This is a genomic window from Brevibacillus sp. FSL L8-0520, assembly GCF_037963895.1.
GTDB classification, from domain to species: Bacteria; Bacillota; Bacilli; order Brevibacillales; family Brevibacillaceae; genus Brevibacillus; species Brevibacillus borstelensis.
The window spans coordinates 3175115-3196867 of sequence record NZ_CP150171.1; the positions used below are offsets into that span (position 1 = coordinate 3175115).

Consider the following 21753-nt stretch of genomic DNA (forward strand, 5'->3'; position numbering starts at 1 on the left):
AACCTCCATCAGTTGCTTTTGCGAAGATAGAGCTGCGTGCCAATTTCGTCCATCTCTTTTTGTTCCCGTTGTTTTTCAGCCTCGAGATACTGCCCATGGGCCCTCTCCCGGAGCTTATGCCACAATTGCGTTTCTTTCATGCGCTCTGTCAAGAGCATTTGACACCGTTCCATTTCGCGTACGCATCCATACACCATTTGCTTCTGGTTGTGGATAGAACGCTCGACTGACTGGCGATACCGCGTAATCTCCATAAGGTGTGCAACACTGACAGGCTCGGCTTGAACGGAGTGCAGCATCCCTGTCGCTTCTTCATGGAGCTCATGCAGCTGCCCCAGCTTCCACTCTTCTTCATTCTTTCTTTGGATTGACTTGCCGAAGTCCCATTCAGCCTGTTCCTTCTCTTTTTCTTTCACATCCAAAACCTTCTGGAGATGAAACTGGAACACCTTCACACTAGTTCACTCCCCCGAAATGAGCTGTCAGCGCCTTAATGGCACTTTGGAGATCCGAAGGCTCATGGGTGCCCTGCATCGTAAAATCTCTGATCACATCTCGGTAACGAATCGCCTGGTCAATCTCCCTGTTCGTGCCCGGCTTGTATGCTCCAATATTGATCAAATCCTCTGCTTCCTTATAGGTAGCCAAATACCGCTTCAACTGACGGGCTGCCTCCAGATGATCGTCTGTACAAATTTCGTTCATCACCCGGCTGACGCTTGCCATCACATCGATCGCCGGAAAGTGGCCTTTGTGGGCGATTTTCCGGTCAAGGACGATATGCCCGTCCAAAATTCCGCGAACAGCATCGGCAATCGGATCGTTCATATCATCAGAATCAACGAGTACAGTATAAAAGGCTGTAATACTTCCCTTGTCTGCTGTACCCGCACGTTCCAGCAGCTTTGGCAGCATGGCAAAGACGGAAGGCGTATAACCGCGAGTCGCAGGTGGCTCCCCGATGGCCAGCCCAATCTCGCGCTGCGCCATAGCAAAGCGAGTCACTGAATCCATCATCATCATGACATTGAGCCCGCGATCCCGGAAATACTCGGCGATCGAGGTCGCGATCATGGCACCCTTGATCCGTATCATAGCGGGTTGATCCGAAGTCGCGACTACGACGACCGATCTTTTCAACCCCTCTTCACCGAGGTCGCGTTCGATAAACTCCATGACCTCGCGCCCGCGCTCCCCGATCAATCCGATCACGTTAATGTCGGCTGTCGTATTGCGGGCGATCATGCCCATCAATGTACTCTTACCGACACCAGACCCGGCGAAAATCCCTACGCGCTGACCTTTTCCGACTGTCAACAATCCATCAATCGCCCGCACTCCGACACTAAGCGGCTCCTGAATACGCGGCCGCAACAACGGATTTGGCGGCATGTTCGATGTAGGATATGAAGCAAGGCCCAGCGGAAGGCTGCCCTGGAGCGGACGGCCGAGCCCATCGAGAATTCGGCCGAGAATTTCCGGGCCTACTTTGACGTGGAGAGAGCGGCCAGTCGCAACAACATCACTGCCCGGCCCGATTGCGGTCAGTTCTCCGAGCGGCATCATCAGCACTTTATTGTCTCGAAAGCCGACAACTTCTGCTGCAATCGGTTCCTCGCTTTGACTTGCATAGATATGGCAAATTTCTCCGAGCTTAACCTCCGGTCCCTGCGATTCGATCGTCAACCCTACTACCTGGGTAACCTTTCCATTGACGCGTACCGGATCTATTCCTTGCAGGATATGTCTGTACTTGCCTACATCAAGAACAGTCATGCCTCGTCACTTCCCTTGGCAATATCCAGCAGCGCTTGTCTGATTTCTGTCAATTGCGTATCAATCCGGGCATCCACGCTGCCCAGCGGGGTGCGGATGACACAGCCGCCCTCATCTACCGTGTGGTCAGGGTAAATCGCAATCTCTGCTTGTCCATCCAAAAGCGCAAGCAGCTGCGGGCGGTGCTGCTGAACAAAGTCAAAGTGACGCTGATTGACGCAGACAGTTATTTCACCGTGCACCCGCGAACGCTGAAGCGTATTTTTTACGATCTCAAGGACAGCTTCCGGAGATGCGCTCAACTCATTGCCGATAATTTTTTTTGCAATTTCCAGGCTTAACTCCACCAGGAACGGTTCAGCTTCAGAGATGATTCGCTCTTTCTCCCGGTGGGCAAACTCCAACAGATTCCGAGCTTCTTCTACCTTTTCACGCTCTTCCTCCCATGCCAGCTGCTTGCCATCCTGAAGACCGGCTTGAAACCCTTGTTCTCGGGCTTGTGCTTCGGTTTCGGAAAAAAGCACAGCTGCTTCCTGCCGTTTGTTTTCCCACCACTGTTCAATCTCCGCAAGGGCATCCTGCCGAATTTTTTCAGCCTGCTCCATCGCTTCGCGAAGCTGTCCCTGCGCGGTTTCTTCCGCATCCTGGAGAATCATTCCGGCTTCTTCTTCTGCATTTTTTACAATTTGTAGATTTTCTTGCAACCTTTCATCCGATTCAACCGTCTGTATGTGTGTAGACTTCACGGAGAGAAGAAAAGATTCGTCCGATGTCTGATAGTGAGACAGCTTGATAATCCTAGACAATGATATCATCTCCTCCGCCGCGAGCGATGATGATCTCACCCGCTTCTTCCAGGCGGCGAATGATCGCGACGATACGGGACTGCGCTTCCTCTACATCACGCAGACGGACAGGTCCCATGAATTCCATTTCTTCTTTGAATGTATCTGCCATCCGTTTGGACATGTTCCGGAAGATAACTTCACGGACTTCTTCGCTGGCAACTTTAAGCGCAAGCTGGAGATCTGCATTTTCCACATCGCGGATAACCCTCTGAATGGAGCGGTTGTCCAAAGTAGCGATATCCTCGAAGACAAACATACGCTTTTTGATCTCTTCTGCCAGCTCTGGGTCTTGTATTTCCAAAGAATCCAGAATCGTCCGCTCTGTACCTCTGTCTACACCATTAAGAACAGCGACAATCGCTTCGATACCACCAGCCTGGGTATAATCCTGAGTAACGGTGGCTGACAGTTTTTGTTCCAGAACCTGCTCCACTTGCGTGATAACCTCCGGTGACGTGCTGTCCATCAAGGCGATGCGCTTTGCTACCTCCGCTTGTCTCTCTTGAGGAAGCGCGGAGAGAATCATCGCTGCCTGTTGAGGTTCCAGATAAGAAAGAACTAACGCAATTGTTTGCGGATGCTCATTTTGGATAAAGTTCAGGATCTGGCCTGGGTCCGCTTTTCTTGCAAAGTCGAATGGACGAACCTGAAGATTTGCTGTCAAGCGGTTAATGATGTCCATTGCCTTGGTCTCGCCAAGTGCTTTTTGCAGGATCTCCTTGGCGTACGTAATTCCGCCTTGAGAGATGACTTCCTGAGCGACCGCTATCTGATGGAATTCTGCCAAGATCTTGTCCTTTTCATCCGCGTCTACCTTACGAACGTTGGCAATTTCCAACGTGAGCTGCTCGATCTCGTCCTCTCTGAGGTGCTTGAACACCTGGGCGGAGATTTCCGGCCCGAGAGAGATGAGCAGGATCGCAGCCTTCTGTCTTCCTGACAATTCTTTTGCGCCGCGAGCCATTTGCTTTCACTCCTTAATCTTCAGCTAACCAAGTACGAAGCAAAACAACGAATTCGTCCGGCTTGCTGCGCGCCAATTTTTCCAGTTGTTTCCGCACCACTGCCTGATCTGTATCGTCTTGATAGGTTAAATCGGGTACCTCCGTCGGTTGCATCGACATGACATCTGCGACTTCCTCTTCTTGCTGTTTGGCCTGGCGGCGTCTGCGGTAGATCAGGTAGGCAACCGCTCCGAGAGCCAGCAAGGCTACAGCACCCGTACCATACAAGAGGGCAGGAGTCAGACTTCCGGAACCATCAACTGCGACTTTTCCGGAGAATGGACGCGGCAGAACAGAGATGTGCTTGTCCAGTTCTTCTTGTGTCAAATCTATGCCTTTGTCGCTTAACGTAACGCGAACCACATTGCGAAGGACTTGCTTGATACTGTCGATAGTTTGTTCGTCGAGCTGTCCGCCTTCGGGTGGTTCTACCCCAACGTTGATCGTGATGTCATCGATTTTATAGGGACTCATTGAAATATTGCGGGTGATCCGGTTGACTTCCCGATTGATCGTGTCATTCAGTTCTTCATACTGACTGTTGTTGCCCTGCGGCGTACTGCCCGGGTAGCCTGGCGTGTCGTTCGCTCCCGTTCCCGCGATTCCTCCGGGAGGGGCGCCCTGGCCGCTAAAGGTTTTCGATAATTTTTGCGATGAGATGATAAGTCCTTCGTTGTTTTCCTTGTCTGGCGCTTCAACCAGATTCTCAACACGGTTTTCCTTGTCAAAGTTCATGCTGATAAAGGTATGAACAATGACTTTGTCTCTGCCCATAATCGTGCCCAAGAGCGTGTACAAATTTTGCTGGATCTTTCTTTCCACATCTGCTTTGATCTTCTCTTGCTGCTCGTAAGCTGTCAGGTTTCCTTCTGGTTCACTGCCGTCAGTTCGCTCCAGCAGATTGGAGTACTGGTCGGAAATGGTAATGTTTTCAGGCGACAGCTTGGGTACGCTGCGGGAAACAAGCAGATACAAGGAGTTGATCTGTTTTTGATCCAGTCTGGTTCCGGGCTCGACATCAACGATGACCGAAGCTGTCGCGCTATCAGGTGTCTCCGTCACCCAAACGCTTTCCTGCGGCAGAGTAATCATTACCTGCGCGGTGCGAACACCTTTTACCCGTTCCAGCATTTTTCTCAGTTCTTGCTGCAAAGCTTCTTTTTTCATCACGTCAAACTGACGGTCTGTTACTCCCAGGGTGTTAGAAAATATTTCTGAGTTGATGCCTGCTTCGCTGGGGATCCCTTGTGCAGCCAAGTCAACTATGACATCCTGAGCCATTTTTTCTGGCACTTCTATACTTGTGCCGTTGTCTGTAATTCGAAATGGAACTTTCTTTCCTTCCAGTTCCTGCTTGATGATCCCGATTTCCTGTTCACTTAACCGCTGGTCGTATAACGGCTTGTACACCGGCTGAGAAGCGATGTATATGTATAGGCCAAGTGATATGAGCAAAAACAGCGCGATACCGGAAATCATCCATTTCTGTTTAGCAGGCAGCTGGTTCCATTTCGCCAAAGCTTGATCTTTATATAGTGCTAGACGCTCGTTCATGGTTCACCTCACCAATGATACCGCCAAAACATTAAAGTGGCATGCGCATGATTTCCTGATAGGATTCTATGACTTTGTTACGAACTTGCATGGTCATTTGCAGCATGACAGAGGCCTTCTGCCCTGCAATCATGACCTGATGGACATCCTGAACTTGTCCCATCGCAAACTTGTCTGCCAAATTTGCCGATTCTACCTGGGCCTGGTTGACTTGGTTCAGTGCATCGGAAAGATACGCTGAGAATGATTTGCTTACCTCATCCGGCGTATAGGTCTTGGTCTGGATTTGAGGCTGCACTCCGCCAATCCGGGAAAGCGCGTTAATATCCATCCGTTCTTACTCCTTTCCCTACTTGATTTCCAGTGCTTTCATCATCATGCTCTTCGCACCGTTCAGTATGGTAACGTTCGCTTCATAAGCTCTCGATGCGGAAATCATATCGACCATTTCCTTCATCATGTCCACATTCGGCATCAGAACATATCCGTCCGCATCCGCATCCGGATGTGTCGGATCGTATACCCGCTTAAATGGGGTATTGTCTTCGCGAATGGACGTTACCCTCACTCCCTGCTCCGTTCTGCCGGACACCATGCCAATCGCTCCTTGCAGTACACTGTCGAAGGACTGGCTGGGCGCTTTCGGGGACAGCTCAACCATTTTTCTTTTGTAAGGCTGCCAAGCCCCGTTTACAAATGTAGCGCGGGTCGTATTTGCGTTGGCCACGTTCGCTGCAATTGTATCCAGTCTGAGCCGGTTTGCAGTCAGAGCGGAAGCGCTTGTATCAAGCCCTTGGAACAAACTCATTCTTATCTACCTCCGCCTTCAATTACGCTGCGCAATTTTTGAAAATGCCCTGCAGTCAATTGGGTTAACCCATTGTACCAGATCTGGTTTTTGGCGTACTCGCTCATCTCAAACTCAAGATCCACGTCATTGCCATTGTTTTGAACGAAGTTCTCTGGGTTGGAGACAATTCTCGGCACCACATTCAAACCGCTGTCGGCAAACGGGATATGCCGGGCATTAGTACGATACGCCTGCAGTTTTTGTTGTCCTGAAGCCCCATTCATCTCTTGTTTCAGTAGGTCTTCGAACACAACCTGCTTGCTCTTAAATTGCGGGGTGTCAATGTTAGCGACGTTGTTGGCTATCGTTCTTTGTCGAAGCATAGCGGCGTCCAAAGATCGCTCCAAGATTCCTAAATGGTTACTGACTAGCATTTTTTCCAAACTCCCCCAATCTGGCTTTCGCTCCATTCCCACAAATATTCCATTTTTTCCTGTTAATTCGACACAAGAATACGACTCAATCATAGCAAAACTGCTATGGCGAAAAAAGCCCTATTCTCACAAGTTGTGACAAAATGATTCAATGGGACTAAATCCCTGATGCTCCCTATTTTTGTTAGTGTGATGGAAAATTGTAAAAGAACCTTACATATATTTGAATAAACTAGCTTTTTTAGTTAATAATTTTTGACCGTTTCGATTTAATTCCCCCAATTTCGACAAATACCTAGGTACAAATACCTAGAAAAAAGGTGTAGCACGTTTAGCTACACCTTACCTATTCCCGTTATATATTCATTTGAAACCTATTTATTTGCATAGCCCGCTTACCTGGAGCCAAAAAAATGTCATGAAGTTTTCAGCTTTTCCAGTTCTGGAAGCAGCTTCTCATTCAGAACCTTAATGAAGGTCCCTTTCATACCCAAGGAACGGGATTCGATCACGCCAGCACTCTCCAGCTTCCGCAGTGCATTTACAATGACAGAACGGGTAATGCCCACGCGGTCTGCAATTTTCGAAGCGACAAGAAGACCTTCTTTTCCTTCCAGCTCCTCAAAAATATGTTCAACAGCCTCCAGTTCACTGTAAGACAGGGAACCGATCGCCATTTGCACAACTGCTTTGCTGCGTGCTTCTTCCTCAATTGCCTCGGAACGTTCACGCAAAATTTCCATACCGACGACAGTTGCCCCTACCTCTGCGAGAATCAGGTCATCGTCGACAAACGGGTTGTTGACGCGTCCAAGGATCAGGGTACCGAGTCGATCACCGCCGCCCATTACCGGAACCAATGTCGTCCAGCCTGTGCGGAATACTTCTTTCATCTCCACTGGGAAAATGGTGTACGGGCTGTCCACATCCAGGTTTGCGGACGTCTCTTCCACTTTGAGCAAGCCAAGGCTGTACTCTTCAGGGAAGCGGCGTTCTTCGAGCATTTTACGGATGCGCTCGTTGTCCACTTCTTGGTGGATCGAGAAACCGAGCAGTTTTCCCTTGCGGCTGACCACGAAAATATTTGCTTCAATTACATCGCTTAATACTTGGGCCATTTCACTAAAATTGACCGCGTGTCCCGCTGACTTTTGCAGCAGACGGTTAATTCTTCTTGTTTTTGACAACAGATCCATTATGGTTTCCTCCCAGTCAATAATTGACCATCGTATGTTTTATAGGATGTATTGGCTCAAGTCCTTGTTGCCAACGATAGAGCCAAGCTTTTCACGCACATACTCAGGCGTGATCTGCACCACATCCAGATGAATGTCAGGGGCCTCAAAAGAAAGGTCTTCCAAAAGCTTTTCCAACAGGGTGTGAAGCCGTCTCGCACCGATGTTGTCGGTTGACTGATTCACTTCTGCGGCCAATCGGGCAATCTCCGAAATGGCATCCGGGGTAAAATCGACCCGAATCCCTTCTGTTTCGAGAAGAGCGATGTATTGCTTCAACAGCGCATTTTTCGGTTCCGTCAAAATCCTGACGAAATCCTCCACCCGCAAGCTGGTGAGCTCGACCCGGATCGGAAAACGTCCCTGCAGCTCCGGAATCAAATCGGACGGTTTGGCGATGTGGAAAGCGCCAGCTGCGATAAACAAAACAAAGTCAGTCTTTACGGGACCGTATTTTGTCATCACGGTAGAGCCTTCCACGATGGGCAGGATGTCTCGCTGCACACCTTCACGCGATACGTCGGGGCCTCTCCCATCCTTGCCGGCGATCTTGTCGATTTCATCAATAAAGATGATGCCGTGGTTCTCGGCACGCCGAATCGACTCCTGCGTGACTTCATCCATATCCACCAGTTTTTGCGCTTCTTGCTGAATTAATACCTTTCGTGCATCTTTAATTCGCAATTTTCTCTTCTTCGTCCGCTTCGGCAAAAGATTGCCCAACATATCCTGCATTTGCATCCCCATTTGTTCTGTACCCGGAACCTGGAACATATCAAACATGGAGGGGGATTGGTCCTCCACATCGATCTCAATCATCTGATCTTCCAGTTGTCCAGCCTCCAGCTGCCACTTAACCTGACGTCGCTGCTGTTCAATGGAAACGTCCTCGGGTTCAGATGATTGCTGTTGCTGTTGTCCGCCTCCGAACAACATTTCCAGCGGGTTTTTAAATGACTGCTGCTGCTTTCGCGTTGGAACGAGGATATTTACGATGGCCTCGTTGGCCAGTTTCTCGGCCTTTTCCTTTACGGATTCCATCTTCTCCTGTTTTACAGTGCGGATTGCTGCCTCTATCAAATCCCGAACCATCGACTCTACGTCACGGCCTACGTATCCGACTTCCGTAAATTTGGTGGCCTCGACCTTGATAAAAGGCGCGCCCGTCAATTTGGCAATCCTGCGAGCGATTTCTGTCTTCCCCACACCTGTCGGCCCGATCATCAGGATGTTTTTCGGTATGACTTCATCCCTCATATGCTCAGGAAGCATGTTCCGGCGATATCGGTTGCGCAAGGCCACGGCTATCGCTTTTTTGGCTTGACCTTGTCCGACGATGTATTTGTCCAGATGCTCTACAATCTTACGCGGGGTTAATTGTTCAAGGCTCAGCACCAGGAGTCCTCCCTTCCTTTCACTTCATCTCGTCGACAACGAGATTGTCGTTGGTGAATACGCAAATCTCAGCAGCTGTCCGCAAAGAAGCTTCGGCAATCTCTCTCGCACTCAGATGCGGCGCATACCGTTTCAACGCCCTGCCTGCAGCAAGCGCAAAGCTTCCTCCTGACCCAATGGCTAGAATACCGTCGTCCGGCTCGATGATTTCGCCGTTTCCAGAGATCAAAAGCAGATTATTTTTGTTGCAAACGATCATCATCGCTTCCAATCTCCTGAGGACTTTGTCCATTCGCCATTCCTTTGCCAGTTCCACAGCAGCTCTTTGCAGATTGCCGTGGTACTCCTCCAGCTTTGCTTCAAACTTTTCAAACAGGGTGATCGCGTCTGCTACCGAGCCGGCAAAACCGGCCAGCACCTCACCGCGATACAACCGTCTTACTTTTTTAGCGCCGTGCTTCATTACCATGCTGTTGCCGAACGTGACTTGACCGTCGCCAGCCATGGCCGCTTCTCCGTTATGGTGTATGGCAAAAATTGTAGTAGCATGAAACTGTTCCATTGCAGATTCCTCCCGCTTATGTACTTCCGGCCGATCCTGGACGGGAATGACCCGCACGTGGATGGGCTGCGTCGTAAACGTGGCGCAACCGTTCCTTGGTCACATGCGTGTACACCTGGGTTGTCGAAATATTGACGTGACCAAGCAGTTCCTGCACCGTACGCAAATCCGCACCTCCATTCAGGAGATGGGTAGCAAATGTGTGGCGAAACGTATGCGGCGATACGCGCAGATTGAGCGCGTGGGCCTCCACATGCTTGTCGACGATACGGCGGACACTGCGGTCGGAGAGCGGCTCCCCGCGATAATTGAGAAGAAGGTACCCGTGGTCAGCCTTGCCGGCAAGAAGCTTCTTCCTTCCATTATCTAGGTATTGCCGAAGAATGTCGCACGCATAACTGCCGATTGGAACATATCTCTCCTTCGCACCCTTCCCGTAAACAAGAGCAATCCCCATGCTTGGGTTTACCGCTTCCAATGTTAGTGTTACCAGCTCCGACACGCGAATCCCACTTGCATACAACAGCTCGAAAATGAGCCGATCCCGCATGCCAAGTGGGGTCGAAGTGTCAGGCAGGTCAAAAAACGATTGGATTTCGTTCGGATACAGGAAGGATGGCAGTTTCTTCTCCACTTTTGGTGTCGATACCAATTGAAACGGATTTTGCGCCAGTTGACCTTCCCTTAACAAAAAACGGTACAGACTTCGCAAACTGGACAGCTTGCGGGCGATGCTGCGCCGCGATAGACCCTTTTTAGCCAAATGAGCGAGAAAGGAGCGGCCGTGCAAATAAGAAACAGCAGCAAATACAGGGATTTGGTGCTGTTCCATAAAGGCGACGAATTCGCTGATATCTGCCACGTAATGCTTCACCGTATGAGTAGAGGCGTTTTTTTCGACACGCAAATAGTCCACAAACATATCAATTTCCGTGGATATTTGCTGTGAATTGTCCATCTGACGCGCACCTCCTCAAAGGCACCTATATAGTAACATAGCCAAAAATCTGATATCAACCTAATTTGTGTCGTTTTTGTGTAAAATTCTGAATTGTGTCTAGCGCCCGCTCAGCGAGCTTTTCGTTTTTCTCCCGTTTATTGCGAATGCGCTTCTCGAGTTCCGGCACCAGCCCGAAGTTGGCATTCATCGGTTGGAAATTGTTTGGATCGGTTGTCGTGATGTAGCGTGCCATGCTGCCCATGATCGTTTCCGGAGGCAGTACGAGCAATTCCTCGCCTTTTGCCAGTCTGGCAGCATTCAGTCCAGCAAGCAAGCCCGACGCGGCCGATTCTACGTAACCTTCCACACCAGTCATCTGTCCCGCAAAAAACAGTGTATCCCGGTCCTTGTACTGATAGGTCGGCTTCAACAGCTTAGGGGAATTGATAAACGTATTCCGATGCATGACGCCGTAGCGGATGATCTCGCAGTTCTCTAGACCTGGAATCATCGAAAAGACGCGTTTTTGTTCCGGCCATTTCAGATGCGTCTGGAATCCGACGATGTTGTAAAGGGTTGCCGCACTGTTGTCCTGACGAAGCTGCACTACCGCATACGGCTGTTTTCCGGTGCGCGGATCGATCAGTCCGACAGGCTTTAACGGGCCAAACAGCATCGTTTGACGGCCTCTTTTTGCCATAACCTCGATCGGCATGCAGCCCTCAAAGAAAATTTCCTTCTCAAAATCCTTGAGCGGAACAGCCTCGGCTTCGATCAGGGCATCGTAGAAGCGGTTGAATTCCTCCTCCGACATCGGGCAGTTGAGGTACGCGGCTTCGCCTTTGTCATAGCGCGAAGCCACAAAGACCTTCTCCATGTCGATGGAATCTTTCTCAATAATGGGAGCAGCTGCATCGTAAAAGTACAGGTACTCCTCTCCTGTCAAAGACTTGAGCCTTTCAGACAAAGCGGGCGAGGTAAGCGGTCCCGTCGCAATTACGACGATACCGTCCGGGATCTCTGAAACTTCTTCTGTCATTACTTCAATCAGCGGATGGTTCCGCACAGCGTCGGTCACATACTGGGCAAATTCATGCCGATCGACTGCCAGCGCCCCGCCAGCAGGTACGGCACATTTATCCGCAGCGCCAATGATGACAGATTCGAATCGGCGCATTTCTTCCTTTAACACGCCTACTGCATTGGTCAGCGAGTTGGCACGCAAAGAGTTGCTGCAAACGAGTTCGGCAAATTTATCGGTATGATGGGCCGGCGTCTGCTTTGTCGGGCGCATTTCGTACAGTTTGACGTGTACACCCGATTCGGCGATCTGCCAGGCTGCTTCACTTCCTGCAAGCCCGGCGCCGACCACAGTTACATACGGTTGTTTTGTCATGCTGTTATCCTCCATACGTTCTCAGGAATCCGCTTAGGAATCTGCTTCTTCCTGGTAATCGCAATTGGTGCACACCACGCTGACGCCCTGCTTCTTGCGTTTCTTTTCGACCAGCAGGCTGCTGCATTTCGGGCAAGGACGTGCAATCGGTTTATCCCAAGAGACGAAATCACAGTCTGGATATCGGTTGCATCCATAGAAAATACGGTTCTTCTTGGATTTACGTTCGATAATCGATCCGGTTTCACAGTTTGGGCACTTTACGCCGATTTCTTTGACAATCGGCTTGGTATTCCTGCAGTCCGGGAACCCGGAGCAAGCGAGAAACTTCCCGAAACGTCCGAGCTTGTAAACCATGACGCTTCCGCACAGCTCACAGAACTCGTCTGATTCTTCATCTTTGATCTCGACTTCTTCCATCTGTTCTTCAGCGACTGACAACCGTTTTGCAAAGTCTTGATAAAACTGGTCCAGCACCTTTACCCAATCTGCAATACCTTCTTCGACTCCGTCCAGATCCGATTCCATATTTGCCGTAAATTCAACATCGACAATCTCCGGAAAGAACTCCTCGATCATGGTAACGACGAGCTCTCCGAGTTCTGTCGGCAGAAAGCGTTTCTCCTCTAAGGCAACGTAGCCACGCTTTTGAATGGTTTCGAGTGTTGGAGCATAAGTGGAAGGACGTCCGATTCCTTGCTCCTCCAGCGTCTTGATCAGCCTTGCTTCCGAATAGCGCGGAGGAGGCTGGGTGAAGTGCTGGGTGGGCTCGATCTCCTTCAATTCAAGGGATTCTCCTTCTTCAATTGGAGGCAGGAATGATTCTTCCTCTTTATTGTCGTCGCTTCCTTCTATATATACCTTCATGAATCCGGGGAATTTTACCTTGGAGCCGGTGGCGCGGAAGGTCACCCCGTTTACATCAATATCCACACTCATCGTATCCAAAACGGCGGAAGCCATCTGGCTCGCCAGGAAGCGCTCCCAGATCAAGCGGTACAAGCGGAGCTGATCCCGACTGAGGACCTCTTTCAACTGGTCGGGCGTCCGCAGCACGGAAGTCGGGCGAATCGCTTCGTGAGCATCCTGAGCGTTCTCGTTTTTCGCTTGTGTTCTCTGTTCCGTCAATATGTAGTCTGCACCGAAATTCTCCAGGATGTACTCTTTTGCTTCATTTTGAGCAGTCACGGAAATTCGCGTGGAATCCGTACGCATGTAGGTAATTAGACCTACCGCTCCCTCTTTGTTGCCCAGGTCAATCCCTTCGTATAGCTCTTGGGCAATCCTCATCGTTTTGGCTGTTCGGAAATTCAGCTTCCGAGCCGCTTCCTGCTGAAGCGAGCTGGTAATAAAAGGCGGAGCCGGATTTCGCTTTCTTTCCCGCTTGGTCACCTTTTTCACCAGGTAAGGATGATTGCCGATCTGCTCGATCACCTGTTTGACGTCGGCTTCGGACTTCAACTCTGTTTTTTCGTCGCCAATCCCGTAAAATTTGGCTTCAAAAACTTTTCCTTTGCTGATTAACATGCTGCTGATCGTCCAATACTCTTCGGGAATAAACTGTTGAATTTCTCTTTCCCGATCCACAATCATCTTGACAGTGACAGTTTGAACCCGCCCTGCGCTCAATCCTTTGCGGATCTTTTTCCAAAGTATCGGGCTGATATTGTAGCCGACGAGACGGTCCAGAATTCGTCTCGCCTGCTGGGCATTCACCAGGTCCATATTGATATGGCGAGGATGCTTGAAAGCCTCCTTGATGGCGTCTTTCGTGATTTCATTGAAAACAACCCGCAGAGGCTGGTTCATATCAAGGCCAAGATATTGAGCCAGGTGCCAGGCGATGGCCTCCCCTTCGCGGTCCGGGTCGGCTGCGAGATAGACTTTTTTCACTTTTTTCGCAGCGTCCTTCAAGGTTTTCAAAACGTCGCCTTTGCCGCGAATGGTTATGTATTTCGGTTGAAACTGCTGATTAACATCAACGCCCATTTGGCTTTTTGGGAGGTCGCGTACATGGCCCATGGACGCTTTCACTATATATTTGCTTCCCAAATATTTTCCAATTGTTTTTGCTTTCGCCGGGGATTCGACAATCACTAGCGTGTCAGCCATCTTTTTCCTCCCCTTTCTGTAAGGAATCTCCCCTATTATTAAATATGCTTATCCGATTTGTCAAACACTTGAAGCATGAAGGCTTCGGGAGGATTCCAGCGATTCCGGGAGAAAGTGACTATCGTCTCACATAATATCCTCCCGGTAGGCTGGCAATCACATTTTTACTTTCCAGCTTTAGTAATGTCCGAAACAAGCAGGCCTGATCAGCCCCGGAAAGACGTCGGCCTACTTCATCCATATGGATCGGTTCGTGGCGGATATGCTGAAAAAGCCGTTGTTCCTCGTCATCCAGTGCGACTTTCTCGTCCGCGAAAGCACCCGAACCCTTTTTCTTGCTCGCAATGACCGCTTTCCAATAAGGTGGCAGCTCATCGAGAACATCTTCAATGCCTGTTACTAGCTTTGCACCTTGTTTCACCAAGTTATTCGGCCCAGCGCTTACCTCAGAAAATATGGGTCCGGGCACAGCAAAAACCTCTCGCCCCTGCTCGAGCGCACAATCCGCTGTAACCAACGACCCGCTCCTCTCCGCCGCCTCAACGACCACTGTCCCTACACTTAAACCGCTGATAATCCGGTTGCGCTCGGGAAACAGGCCAGGTACCGGCGGCACACCCGGCGGATACTCGGAGACAAGCAGGCCTGCGGATTCAACCTCTCGGAACAAGGGACGGTGGGCGGCAGGGTAAACGACGTCGATGCCGCATCCCAATACGCCGATTGTCGCTCCTTTCATCCGCAGGGCAGTCCGATGCGCCTCTGCATCAATCCCGTGAGCAAGACCGGAGACGATAACCAGACCTTCGCCACAAAGCTCCTTGACCAGTTGTGCGCAAGCGGCCCGGCCGTAGGGCGTTGGCTTTCTGGACCCGACAATGCCAATCGCAGGCCCGACGATCAATTCGATATTTCCTTTGTAAAAGAGTGCAAGCGGGGGATCGGAAATGTTTCGCAGCAGAGGAGGAAACACCTCTTCCCAGCATCCGATCACACCGATACCGTTTTGTCTTAAAAAAGTCAGACGTCTTTCTGAATGCACTCCGCTCAGCCGTTCTACTCCCGCTCCGATCAGCTTGACGGGGAATCCGGCTTCTGCCGCAACCTGACGCCACCCTTTGCCCACTGCCGTAAATGACCCATGCTTCTCATATAACTCTCGAAGCCTTTTTCTTCCCAGCCCCGGAATGCCCACAAGCCCGCAATACCAGGCAATCTCTTCTTCGTTTCCGACAGGTGTCATCCCTTCTCCACTCTCCCTTGAGCCCCTTTTTCATTAATTTTACAAAGAGACAGAGAGTCACTCTAGAAAACCTGGATATGCGTTTTTTCTAGTAGTCGACGTTTGTCGGAGCTTTTATAACAAAACATGAGCTGATTTGACAACATTGGACCCGGGAATCGAGTAGGAGGGGGCGACTAACCCCCGTCCTCTCACACCACCGTACGTACCGTTCGGTATACGGCGGTTCACCAAGCTTGACGAATTTGAGAATATCGTTGCACTAAGCTTTTCAGCCCTTGTTGTTGCCAGTAGGCAATGCCGAGGGCTTTGTGTATATGCGGAGATTTTGTGGTACGCCATGCACCCTTGCGGGTATTTGCAATTTCAATGGCTTTTACGTGAGATATGCCAAGAGAACGAAGTTCTCGATATCTGGTTCTCACGCGTTTCCACTGCATCCACAAACAAAGACGGAGCCTGCGCCTTGTCCATTCCTCAATGGATTGTAGAATGCCCTTCGCGTCTGCAAGGGCGAAATATCCAATCCAGCCCATGAGGTACTGATTTATTCTTTCAATCCGCTTCTCCATCGAGATGCTCCACACCGGATTCGTGATCGTGCGGATTTTCTCTTTTAGCTTGAGGAGGGATTTGGGGTGGATGCGAATCCTTGTCTGTTTTGCAAAGGTAAAACTAAAGCCCAAGAATTTTCGTTTCCATGGTCGGTCTATCGCGCTTTTCTCCTCATTTACTTTTAGCCTTAGTACCTTCTCCAAGTGGTTTTGAATACTCTTCTTTACTCGTTCCCCTGCCCGTTTTGTTTTCACGTAGATATTACAATCGTCTGCGTAGCGGCAGAAACGGTGGCCTCTCTTTTCGAGTTCCTTGTCCAAATCATCAAGTAGGATATTTGCCAAAAGTGGGCTTAACGGCCCACCTTGCGGTGTTCCTTCACTTGATGTTGTACAGACGCCATTTATCATGATCCCCGCATTCAAGTAGGAACGAATCAGTCTTAAAATTCTCTTGTCCTGAACTTTTCGAGCCACACGGCTCATTAGAATATCATGATTTACGCGATCAAAGAATTTCTCTAGATCGATGTCCACCACGAAACGATATCCTTCGGAGATATACGCTTGCGCTTTCCTTACTGCCATGTGAGCGCTACGTTTTGGACGGAACCCATAGCTAGATTCCGAGAAGGTGGGGTCGAAGATCGGCGTTAACACTTGGAGGATGGCCTGCTGAATAAAGCGGTCTACCACGGTGGGAATGCCTAATAACCTTACACCACCGTCAGGTTTCGGGATTTCGACTCTGCGAACAGGTGAAGGTCTATAGGTTCCCCTTTCCATCTTCTCGCGGATGGCTTGCCAGTGTTCACGTAGATAATCGCGTAGTTGTTCGGTTGAAACACCATCGACTCCACCGACACCTTTGTTTTCCTCCACTCGTTGGAGTGCCATCCGTAAGTTTTCCCGTGATAAGACTTTTTCCAGCAAATCCATAATGATGTTCCTTCCTTCGCACATGCGGACTCCGTGCTTGCTGTACGATACTCAGCCCTCTTTTGTACCCTCGGGGCTTCACCCCTGCTCTTCAAAAGTAGTTCCTTGACAGAATTCTGCTTCGACGTACCGTATCAAAAGACATGGATCGCATGCTGACTTGATGTTCGGCCCTTCCCCATTCAAGCGTCCTCTACTCGGGTACTATGGCCTCTGCTGACTTCTGCATGTTCAGCGTCTCCTTACGGAGACGGTTACCAACAGTTGAAGGCGTTTCATGCAGACCTCCCCAGGTAAGAACGATAACTTTCATCCCATGTACCTGCCCAAGTTTACTACTGTATCCCTTGGCTGTATGGGGCTTTGTCTTGTTTGGCAGACTCGCCCGGATACAACAGCCTCAAATTGGGTTCGTGTACCTCAGGTCGGGATTTTGCCGCCGGCTTCCTTCAGATTCGACCTCGCGGTCGACACCCTTGCCTTGAGCTAACGGTTGGTACAGCCAACCCCCGTTCGGGACTTTCACCCTATAGCTATCGCCCATGCTGGGCGCACCAAAAAAAGAAAGGGCAGGCACAAGGCCTGTCCTTTCTATGGCTAAAGCAGGAATCCTGCTTAGTTGCTCATTACTTTTTCGAGAAGTCCGCGTTCTTTCAGTACTTCAACCAGCGTTTCGCCAATTACTGCAGGGGTTTTCGCTACGCGAACACCGCACTCTTCCAGTTTGGCAATTTTTTCAGCAGCTGTTCCTTTACCGCCGGAAATGATCGCACCAGCGTGGCCCATGCGCTTTCCTGGAGGCGCTGTTTGACCTCCAATGAAACCGATAACCGGTTTTTTCATGTTGGCTTTGATCCATTCTGCTGCTTCCTCTTCGGCTGTACCACCGATTTCACCGATCATGATTACTGCTTCGGTATCCGGATCTTCATTGAACATTTCCAGAACGTCAATGAACTCCATGCCTTTTACAGGGTCTCCACCGATACCTACAGCGGTAGATTGACCGATGCCGCGGGTAGAGGTTTGGTGGACCGCTTCATAAGTCAAGGTACCAGAACGGGAAACGATACCCACTTTACCTGGCTTATGGATGTAGCCTGGCATGATACCGATCTTGCACTCGCCCGGAGTGATAACGCCAGGGCAGTTTGGTCCGATCAGTTTTGTCTTTTTGCCTTCCATATAGCGTTTTACTTTCACCATGTCCAGAACAGGGATGCCTTCGGTGATGCAGATTACCAGATCAAGACCTGCATCTACAGACTCCATGATGGAGTCAGCAGCGAAAGCAGCCGGAACGTAAATCACAGAAACGGTCGCGCCTGTCTTTTCCACTGCTTCTTGCACAGTGTTGAATACAGGAATGCCATCGACTTCCATGCCGCCTTTGCCAGGGTTTACGCCGCCGACCATTTTTGTTCCGTACTCGACTGCACCTTGTGCATGGAAACGACCCGTTGCACCAGTAATATTTACGGTAATGACTTTCGTGTCTTTATTAACAAGAATACTCATCGCGTATATTTCCCACCTTTTTCATCACGTGTAGATACCGCTCGAAAATATGGCCTTTCGAACCTGTACGTCAGGGAATGTTTGTTATTTTACCAACGCTACGATCTTTTCAGCGCCATCTGCCATGGACTCGGCAGCCACGATGTTCAGACCGGATTCGTTAAGAATCTTTTTACCCAAATCGACGTTGGTACCTTCCAGACGCACAACCAACGGACGATCCAGTTTCACTTGTTTGGCAGCGGCCACGACACCATTTGCGATGACATCGCACTTCATGATACCGCCAAAAATGTTGACGAAGATCCCTTTTACTTTCGGGTCTTTCAAGATGATCTTGAATGCTTCCGTTACTTTTTCTTCCGTTGCGCCGCCGCCTACATCGAGGAAGTTGGCAGGGTCGCCACCGTAGAATTTCACGATATCCATGGTTGCCATGGCAAGACCCGCACCATTTACCATGCAGCCGATGTTTCCATCGAGTGCGATGTAGGACAGGTCGTATTTGGAAGCTTCGATTTCTTTCTCATCTTCTTCGTCCAGATCGCGCAGCTCTTGGATGTCAGGGTGGCGGAACAGAGCGTTGCTGTCGAAGTTCAGCTTGGCATCCAGTGCCATAACTTCGCCGTCGCCGGTAACAACAAGCGGGTTGATTTCAGCGATGGAGCAATCTTTGTCAACAAATGCTTGATACAAGCTCATCATGAACTTGACAGCCTTGTTAACGAGTTCATTTGGAATGTTGATGGCATAAGCCAGTTTGCGTGCTTGGAAAGCAGTCAGACCAGTTACCGGATCGATTACTTCTTTGATGATTTTCTCAGGGGAGCGCTCTGCAACCTCTTCGATTTCAGTACCGCCCTCTTCGGATGCCATCATAACGACACGACCCGTTGCACGGTCAACTACCACACCCACGTAGTATTCTTTCTTGATGTCGCAGCCTTGTTCGATCAAGAGGCGTTTTACTTCTTTTCCTTCTGGACCGGTTTGGTGAGTCACCAGAACTTTGCCGAGGATCTCTTGGGCGTATGTACGAACCTCGTCGAGGTTTTTCGCAACTTTCACGCCGCCAGCCTTACCACGGCCACCTGCATGGATTTGCGCTTTCACCACAACAACCGCTGTGCCCAGCTCTTTTGCCGCTTCAACCGCTTCATCGACAGTGAAAGCAACTTTTCCCTCAGGAACTTTTACACCGTACTGCTTAAGTATCTGTTTGCCTTGATACTCATGAATGTTCATTCTCCATCCTCCTATGGCAGATAAAGATCGGCAGTCCAACCGTGCCAAACGCTTTTTGCGCATGATAAAAACTGCCACTATCAGTGCAACATGACTATTCTACGACAAAATTCGCAAAAGTGGTAGTGTCATGATCGGTTTCTTCTCTTTTATCCTGACCATATGAGGTGAACTTCATGAAATTCGGCTCTTACTTTTTTGCTCCGAGGAGCCGGATCATTTCTTCATCAAGCTTGTTTTGGGAGTACCATTTCCCTTCGTAACGGAAATAGTCGTCAAAAAAATGTATGGTATGATTTTTCTCTCCTACCAAAAACGTTAACTGAAACCTTTCTTTCCCTACATTTTGAGGTACTTTTGTCAGGGCGACGCTGTTTTTTAACAGGCGGATACATTGATGAGCCATTCCTTGCTCAACTGTAGTCTCTGTCGGCTTTTTTTCCAACGCTGGCACTTTCTCGTCCCCAGTGGCGATCAAGCGTATCGAAGTGGCTTGATAAAGCTGCTGAAAAGAATCATCGGTCGTTTTCCGGGGAGGCATCCATTGGGTCAGCTTGGAAAACAGCGAACCTTGAATCCGGTAATATTGGGTCTCCCGTCCGAACGGAATGGCAATCATCGTTGGTGTAAGCAAAGTCGCGTCCAGCATTCTCTCCCCGGAGTCTACCCTCAGTTGATAGTACGGATGTAGCGGATACTGCCGTTTTTCCTTCTCTATGAGTGGTTCTGCCGCTAAAAACGTCTGCTGGACCATTTCTGTCTGTCCATTATCCAAGGACATTGTTTGGTTCAGATCGACAGCAGAAAGCACTGCATTCTTGTATGTGCCCGACAGCAAGCCGACTCCAGCCTGACGGTAAATCCATTGGTACAGCTTCACGGCACCCTGTCCCCGGTATGTATTTTCTCCATATTGACTGGCCTGCTCTCCCACTTCGACAACCAACGGAGCCTGCTTTGACCGGTACAAAACAAGGGTATATCTGATTTCATCGCGGGTCAGTACTTGATCAGACTTGTGCAGGTCTCCTCCCTGCTCGGGCAATTCCTTGAGAAACTTTTGCAATTCCAGCGGAACTTCTACACCATCCGTAGACAGTACGGTAACCTTTTCAACCGACCCAAGTTCGTTATCCATCTGTTTTTTCATGTCAGCTGGTTGTCCATTCGTGTTTTCTGCGCACCCAGCCAAGAGTAACCCGGCCATTAGTACCGGGAACAGATACGTACGCAAATTCCCCTTCATGCAGGTACCTCCCCATCGTGTTCGCTTTTCTGTCAACACACTCACAGAAGCCCCAATCGACGGCTGATTTCGCTGCCCAATTTACGCTTCACGTAGATTTCCCCAATCTGGTGTGGATCTTTGACTGCGACAGAGCGATTGTTCGTTCGGATGGCTACGAATTTTTCGTTGTTCTTATCCAAGCCGCATACCAATTCTGAGCCCACTTCCACGAAAATGGCGACCACATATTTGTCCTGCACTTTTCTTACTGTAATCTTGGGAAACGGAGTCAAAAACGGAACCGTCTTGTCCTGGATGTACTGTGTAATGGCCAGAACGTACTTGTCTGGGTCCCCATATTGTTCCACTTCATGGTTTACTCCGATGATTTCCCCCTCATCGGATATGCCCAAAAACAGATTGCCGTTATTGGAATTGGCAAAGGCTACTACCGTTTTAATAATGCCGCTTTTGGAAAGGAGAAAATCCCGCTTAAACTCAATCATGTCATTTTCGCCGAGCTGTGTAGCAACGACAGGGTCATCCACCCGTCCCAAATAGCGAAAACGGCTTATCGCGCCCAAGCGGTATACGTACTCCTCAAAAATATCGGCCGGCAGTGAAATATCGGTTAGAATCATATCTGCATTTTGCCAGAGCTTGTAGGTTTGCGGCGAGAAACACATGTCAAATAAAACGGAGCTTCCCAGAGAACGAATGTTCATCCCGATGGCTGCCGGCTGGGCTTCCAGCGGTTGATAAAGGACGCTGCTCTCCACTTCCAGTACCCCGTTGTACAAGAGATAATCGAAGTAATGGCGAGGCAGTGTGACAGCATTCTTCAGCAGCTCTCTGGATGTCGGCGGTCGTTTCGTGACGTGATAAAAGTCAAAGTGAACGCTTTTTTCATCCGTTTCCTTGATGATCGCTAAAAATGTACACGTATGGCGCATAATTCCCTCTTTTGGCTCCTGGTTCAT

General features: G+C 49.7%; 20 protein-coding genes. All 20 read right to left on the minus strand.

The window, feature by feature from the left end:
* Positions 1 to 8: 8 nt before the first annotated feature.
* Positions 9 to 455: a flagellar export protein FliJ gene (gene fliJ / locus NSQ24_RS15815; RefSeq protein ID WP_003385892.1), complete on the minus strand. Its 447-nt coding sequence runs from the start codon at positions 453 to 455 to the stop codon at positions 9 to 11.
* Position 456: 1 nt separating this feature from the next.
* Positions 457 to 1776, minus strand: a complete 1320-nt coding sequence (gene fliI / locus NSQ24_RS15820) for a flagellar protein export ATPase FliI (protein ID WP_003385893.1) — start codon at positions 1774 to 1776, stop codon at positions 457 to 459.
* Positions 1773 to 2591, minus strand: coding sequence for a flagellar assembly protein FliH (gene fliH / locus NSQ24_RS15825; RefSeq protein WP_031932912.1), 819 nt, complete (start codon positions 2589 to 2591; stop codon positions 1773 to 1775). Before fliH ends, fliI begins: the two co-directional genes overlap by 4 nt.
* The gene (fliG, locus tag NSQ24_RS15830) at positions 2575 to 3588 is read right to left on the minus strand and encodes a flagellar motor switch protein FliG (protein WP_003385895.1); all 1014 of its coding nucleotides are present in this window, start codon (positions 3586 to 3588) and stop codon (positions 2575 to 2577) included. The genes fliH and fliG overlap by 17 nt, the downstream gene beginning before the upstream one ends.
* A 13-nt stretch (positions 3589 to 3601) precedes the next feature.
* Positions 3602 to 5182: a flagellar basal-body MS-ring/collar protein FliF gene (gene fliF, locus NSQ24_RS15835; protein ID WP_339166192.1), complete on the minus strand. Its 1581-nt coding sequence runs from the start codon at positions 5180 to 5182 to the stop codon at positions 3602 to 3604.
* Positions 5183 to 5213: 31 nt separating this feature from the next.
* On the minus strand, positions 5214 to 5513 hold the full coding sequence (gene fliE, locus NSQ24_RS15840) for a flagellar hook-basal body complex protein FliE (protein WP_039070085.1): 300 nt from the start codon (positions 5511 to 5513) through the stop codon (positions 5214 to 5216).
* 18 nt (positions 5514 to 5531) lie between these two features.
* Complete coding sequence (gene flgC, locus NSQ24_RS15845) at positions 5532 to 5990, minus strand: flagellar basal body rod protein FlgC (protein WP_003385899.1); 459 nt, start codon at positions 5988 to 5990, stop codon at positions 5532 to 5534.
* Positions 5991 to 5992: 2 nt separating this feature from the next.
* Complete coding sequence (gene flgB, locus NSQ24_RS15850; RefSeq protein WP_003385900.1) at positions 5993 to 6406, minus strand: flagellar basal body rod protein FlgB; 414 nt, start codon at positions 6404 to 6406, stop codon at positions 5993 to 5995.
* Positions 6407 to 6822: 416 nt separating this feature from the next.
* A complete protein-coding gene (gene codY / locus NSQ24_RS15855; RefSeq protein ID WP_003385901.1) occupies positions 6823 to 7602 on the minus strand; it encodes a GTP-sensing pleiotropic transcriptional regulator CodY in 780 nt (259 codons plus the stop codon).
* Between the two features lie 39 nt (positions 7603 to 7641).
* Positions 7642 to 9036: an ATP-dependent protease ATPase subunit HslU gene (hslU, locus tag NSQ24_RS15860; RefSeq protein ID WP_003385904.1), complete on the minus strand. Its 1395-nt coding sequence runs from the start codon at positions 9034 to 9036 to the stop codon at positions 7642 to 7644.
* A 19-nt stretch (positions 9037 to 9055) separates the two neighbouring features.
* Entirely contained in the window at positions 9056 to 9598 is a 543-nt protein-coding gene (gene hslV, locus NSQ24_RS15865; RefSeq protein WP_003385905.1) for an ATP-dependent protease subunit HslV, read from the minus strand.
* 16 nt (positions 9599 to 9614) lie between these two features.
* Entirely contained in the window at positions 9615 to 10556 is a 942-nt protein-coding gene (xerC, locus tag NSQ24_RS15870) for a tyrosine recombinase XerC (protein ID WP_003385906.1), read from the minus strand.
* Between the two features lie 55 nt (positions 10557 to 10611).
* Positions 10612 to 11934, minus strand: a complete 1323-nt coding sequence (gene trmFO / locus NSQ24_RS15875) for an FADH(2)-oxidizing methylenetetrahydrofolate--tRNA-(uracil(54)-C(5))-methyltransferase TrmFO (protein WP_003385907.1) — start codon at positions 11932 to 11934, stop codon at positions 10612 to 10614.
* A 33-nt stretch (positions 11935 to 11967) separates the two neighbouring features.
* The gene (gene topA, locus NSQ24_RS15880; RefSeq protein ID WP_003385908.1) at positions 11968 to 14046 is read right to left on the minus strand and encodes a type I DNA topoisomerase; all 2079 of its coding nucleotides are present in this window, start codon (positions 14044 to 14046) and stop codon (positions 11968 to 11970) included.
* Positions 14047 to 14164: 118 nt separating this feature from the next.
* Positions 14165 to 15289 (minus strand): DNA-processing protein DprA, encoded by a 1125-nt coding sequence (dprA, locus tag NSQ24_RS15885; RefSeq protein ID WP_122957625.1) that lies wholly within the window; start codon positions 15287 to 15289, stop codon positions 14165 to 14167.
* A gap of 227 nt (positions 15290 to 15516) precedes the next feature.
* A complete protein-coding gene (gene ltrA / locus NSQ24_RS15890) occupies positions 15517 to 16782 on the minus strand; it encodes a group II intron reverse transcriptase/maturase (protein ID WP_024985202.1) in 1266 nt (421 codons plus the stop codon).
* A gap of 615 nt (positions 16783 to 17397) precedes the next feature.
* The gene (gene sucD / locus NSQ24_RS15895; RefSeq protein ID WP_003385910.1) at positions 17398 to 18300 is read right to left on the minus strand and encodes a succinate--CoA ligase subunit alpha; all 903 of its coding nucleotides are present in this window, start codon (positions 18298 to 18300) and stop codon (positions 17398 to 17400) included.
* 84 nt (positions 18301 to 18384) lie between these two features.
* Positions 18385 to 19545, minus strand: coding sequence for an ADP-forming succinate--CoA ligase subunit beta (sucC, locus tag NSQ24_RS15900; RefSeq protein ID WP_003385911.1), 1161 nt, complete (start codon positions 19543 to 19545; stop codon positions 18385 to 18387).
* Positions 19546 to 19735: 190 nt separating this feature from the next.
* Positions 19736 to 20791 carry a hypothetical protein gene (locus tag NSQ24_RS15905; RefSeq protein WP_024983001.1) on the minus strand — a complete coding sequence of 352 codons (1056 nt, stop codon included), beginning with the start codon at positions 20789 to 20791 and terminating at the stop codon, positions 19736 to 19738.
* A 41-nt stretch (positions 20792 to 20832) separates the two neighbouring features.
* On the minus strand, positions 20833 to 21726 hold the full coding sequence (locus NSQ24_RS15910; RefSeq protein ID WP_024983000.1) for an ATP-binding protein: 894 nt from the start codon (positions 21724 to 21726) through the stop codon (positions 20833 to 20835).
* Positions 21727 to 21753: the final 27 nt, after the last annotated feature.